The organism is Vibrio sp. OPT18 (genome assembly GCF_015163615.1).
GTDB lineage: Bacteria > Pseudomonadota > Gammaproteobacteria > Enterobacterales > Vibrionaceae > Vibrio > Vibrio coralliirubri.
On record NZ_JADDYK010000021.1, the window covers coordinates 219,719 to 224,116 of the forward strand.

Here is a 4,398-nt window from a genome sequence, read left to right on the forward strand (position 1 = left end):
AGGTATCTTTCGTTCTCAGGGTTCCCGTCAAATACACCGTATCCCATAACCCTTGTGCGCTCACATTTTTAGGAGAGTTTACATAGATGATTTGATTGGTCGGCGGTGGCGGTACGTGTATGCAGGCACCGTAATAAGGAACCAACAAAAACTCAGTAGCGATCTCATCATCACCTTCAAGAGGAATGATGAATCCCGGAATCTTAACGCGTTGCCCATCAAGCTCTTTTCTTACTGAGCCTAACTTATTTTGTTCTGGCATATCCCAAGAATGTTCGGCGAGGAAAGGTTGTGTCGCTTCTCTGATCATGGCTTGTTCTTGCGCTGGCACAAGATCAATCCACTCTATTTCCTGGGTGTCTGCGTGAACGGAGAACGCGCTAAAAAGTGCGACTGATAGTCCAAGTGTTGTTAGCTTTTTCATGTTGCCTCTTTAATATCTTTGCTGTTGGGGATGCAGGCGATATTAAAGTGGTATGGATCATCAAACGAATCATCAATGATGGATCAAACTCGTCCTTATTGTGGTTGTTTATCGAGGGGATTAGGAAATATCAACAGAGCAACTGAATTTATCATTTGGACGTGTTACATCCGTCCAAGTGGAGTTTTAGATAGATCAGTTCCGTTCAATAATATCGGTGTACGGAAACGAGGGCGAACCGTTCGCTCATTCATAGGAGGGTGATAACTTAACTTACACAGGTATATATGATGATTAACCGCAAAACACTTTCACTATCTATTCTTTCAATTGCAGCGACAGCGCCTCTATTCGCTGCAGAGTCTGAGCCGAACCCGTCAGACTTAACGGAAACGAGCACTTCAGCGTATTTTGGTATGAGTAACCAAGGCGATGTAAAGGGCTCAATATCTGGCGACTTTCATTTTGATAATGGGCAGACAGGCATGCTCACCGTCGAAGGAACGATGACTCAACAAGGGAAATATTCTGACAGTCGAGTTCAATATTTCCATCTTTTCTCAACAGAGAACAAAATTGTTCCAAGAGCTGCGCTATCGCTCGACGTTATTGATAACTCGATGTTTACTTCTGCGTCATTGGGCGGAGTTGCAGCGATTGATACCGGGGTGAAAGGACTCCAGCTATTCCCGCGCTTAGGCGTATTGGCAGGTGAATATTCTGATGCGTCAGTGTTGTCGTTTGATGCTGACAAGAAAGAAGCGATCGGCGGATCAGCCGCTTTCTATATGATGTATCAGTTGGGTGAAGATGGTACCTACATCGGCGCATGGCCAGAGTACAATTACTTAAACGGTGATATTGAAACGTCGATGCTTAAATCAACATTAATGATTGCGACGCCTTTCTCTAACGATAAAACTCGATGGGGGCAGCTAAGAGTCGATAACACCACAGGTTATATGCAATCCCAAACTCGCTCTATTGATATCGACGATACGGTTGTTTGGGCTAACTATAAATTCTATTTCTAACTTTTGATGTATAACCGGAAAGGCAGCGCTAATAGCGCTGCCTTTTTTCGTTTGTAGCGTGACTAATTGAGTCGCTTAACCCGCTAACTTTCACACGAATTTAAGAAAATTAAATAATTTCAAAAATACTATCATCAAAGTAAGCCGTGTTTAGATGTGGGTTCTTAACAATATCAATAACTTACTCTACTTGATGAGATTTGGACGTGTTGAGTCCGTCCTATGTGATTTATCAGACTGACAAAGTTCATCAATAATGCCAATCAAAGAGGCGGACAACGCTGACTTAATTTACTTATTTACCTTTGGAGTCAACATTATGAACAAGCAAATCAAAGCTACTCAAATCAAACGTACGGCCCTAGCAATGCTGGTGGCAATGTCACCAAGTGTCTTCGCTTACGATCTCGTTATCATGAATGGTCGAGTTATGGACCCTGAAACGGGCTATGACCAAGTTGCCAATGTCGCAGTTGAAGATGGAAAGATCGTCGCTATCACTGGCGATGCTATCGAAGGCGATAAAATGATTGATGCTGAAGGGCTGGTTGTTGCACCTGGTTTTATTGATACTCACTCACACGTTGTTGCGATTCCAGTCATGCAAAAGCTACAACTACGTAGTGGTGTTACAACGCCATTGGCTCTAGAAGTTGGCGCTTATCCAGTGAGTGATTGGTATCAACGATTAGAAGGCCGTTCACAAACGAACTTTGGTGCGAGCGTGTCATCTGCAGGTATTCGTACCAAAGTCTTTAACGACGATTACCACACACGTACGGGTACAATGATTAACGATATTTTTGATACCGAAGAGGCAAAAGCATCGAAGATCTCTGGTGATTCAATGACTAAGATTGCATCAAGAGAGCAGATAGAGACGATTTCTGAAATGGTCGATAAAGAGCTCAAAGATGGCGGTTTAGGTATCGGTGTTCCAGTGGGTTACATGTCTAAAGCGGCAACGACCATCGAAACTAAAGAGTGGCAGAGACTTGCGGGTGAATACGGTGTTCCGACGTTTTTGCACGGTCGATTCTCAAGCCAACTTCCACCAACATCGGGCTTAATTGGTATTGAAGAGATGCTATCTGGAGTGGGTGTTTATGGTGGTGGTTTGTTGGTTCAGCACATGCACCAGCAAACTCTGAATGAAACACCAGTCGCACTTAAGATGCTGGACGATGCAAAAGCCAAAGGCATGAACGTCGCAGCAGAGATCTACCCATATAACTATGGTGCAACCATTGCGGCGGCTGACTACCTAGAGCCAGAAAACTACCAGCGCAATATGGCACGAGATTACTCAGACATTATTGAAACAGAAACAATGAAACCTCTAACCAAAGAGCGATACGAGCAGTTGCTAAAAGAGAACCCTCAAGCGAGTGTTATGTTCTACGGTGCAACGGATCAAGACCTTAAAAACGCGCTCGCTCATGAGTCAACAATCGTTGGTAGTGATGCTTTCCCACTGATGAAAGAGGACGGAATGATGGCTTACAGCTGGAATACGTCTTATGAAGGTCTACAAGGGCACCCAAGAGCTGCTGGTACTCAAGCTCGAGTATTGAAAATGGTTCGTGAGGACAACCTGATGCCATTGATGTCTGCGGTTTCTAAAATGTCTTACATGCCAGCTAAGTTCTTGCAAGACAATGGTATTGATCAAATGAGCCAAAAGGGTCGTATTCAAGTAGGCGCTGATGCTGACATCACGATGTTTGATCCAGAAACGGTAACGGACAACTCGACACTTAAAGAACCAGGTTTGCCATCAACAGGTATCCCATATGTTGTGGTTAACGGAACAGTAGTCGTAGAGGACTCTAAAGTGCTGCCAAATGTTTACCCGGGTAAAGCGGTGCGTAATAGCGTTACCAAATAAAGCTACCTAAACAAACGTTAATGGAAGCAGACGCGACAACTTCGGTTTCACGTCTGTTTTTTTATCACCAAATTAGCATCTAAAAGGTAATCAAATGTTCTTAACAACCGCGGAGCTCATAAATACTATCTCTGTCCTTGGCACTGCTGCTTTCGCGTTTTCTGCGGTGTTGGCAGCGAGTGAAAAAAAGACGGATATTTTCACGGTGGTGGTATTGGGTGTAATCACAGCAGTAGGGGGAGGCAGCACACGTGATGTATTGCTCGATGTGACCGTGTTTTGGTCAAAGGAACTGTATTATGTCTGGATTGCGGTTGTGAGTAGCTTAATCGGCTTTATCTGTGTTTCGTTTTTGAAGAAGCGTTGGTTTCATACGATTAACCTTTATGTCGATGCAATTGCTATCGCCATGTTTGCGATTCAAGGGACTGAAAAAGCATGGAGCTTAGGTTTCGGGCTACCGCTAGGTCCAATCATGTTGGGTATTATTACGGCCGTGGGAGGAGGGGTTATAAGGGACGTATTGATTCAACGTCCGACGCTACTGTTATCAAAAGAGCTTTACGCAATCCCTGTTGCATTGGGGTGTACATTACATGCGACTACACTGGCGTTGCTGCCACAATATACCGATGTGAGTGCGATTGTTTCTATCGCCCTTGTGATTTACATACGCCACCTGTCGATTAGTAAACAACTTGCTGTTCCGAAATGGGCGACATTGAATCCAGTTTAAAACCAGTTTCCGTTTTATTTCACTGGCATTGATCGTTTTCTTTACTCGACTCAAGACCGCATGATACGTTCATGATCAATTATGTTGGGTTATAGAAAAGGACAGTCCAATGTCATTAGAAAGTGCGATTACATTCTTTATTGCCATGTTTATCTTTGGTATTACTCCGGGGCCTGGCGTCTTTGCTATTTTAGCTCGTGCTATGGTTCAAGGATGGCGAAAGTGCGTCACGCTTTCGTTAGGTATGATATGCAGTGATCTTATTTACCTTGCGCTTGCCTGTTTTGGTCTAGCAACGATTGCCGAGAATTGGTCG

5 protein-coding genes are annotated in these 4,398 nt (G+C 44.0%); 4 read left to right on the top strand and 1 reads right to left on the bottom strand.

Annotated elements, in window-relative coordinates:
- Window positions 1-424: DUF3299 domain-containing protein (locus tag IQQ51_RS03330; protein WP_193840364.1), on the bottom strand; the 424-nt coding region annotated here is incomplete at its 3' end.
- 287 nt (window positions 425-711) lie between these two features.
- On the opposite strand from IQQ51_RS03330, the gene IQQ51_RS03335 reads away from it, so the two are divergent.
- The 4 genes from IQQ51_RS03335 to IQQ51_RS26605 all read left to right on the top strand — a co-directional run.
- Window positions 712-1,458, top strand: a complete 747-nt coding sequence (locus IQQ51_RS03335; protein ID WP_193840365.1) for a hypothetical protein — start codon at window positions 712-714, stop codon at window positions 1,456-1,458.
- A gap of 319 nt (window positions 1,459-1,777) precedes the next feature.
- Entirely contained in the window at window positions 1,778-3,346 is a 1,569-nt protein-coding gene (locus IQQ51_RS03340) for an amidohydrolase family protein (RefSeq protein ID WP_193840366.1), read from the top strand.
- 94 nt (window positions 3,347-3,440) lie between these two features.
- On the top strand, window positions 3,441-4,082 hold the full coding sequence (locus IQQ51_RS03345; protein WP_193840367.1) for a trimeric intracellular cation channel family protein: 642 nt from the start codon (window positions 3,441-3,443) through the stop codon (window positions 4,080-4,082).
- 109 nt (window positions 4,083-4,191) lie between these two features.
- The coding region (locus IQQ51_RS26605; protein WP_228012660.1) for a LysE family transporter at window positions 4,192-4,398 on the top strand (207 nt) is incomplete at its 3' end.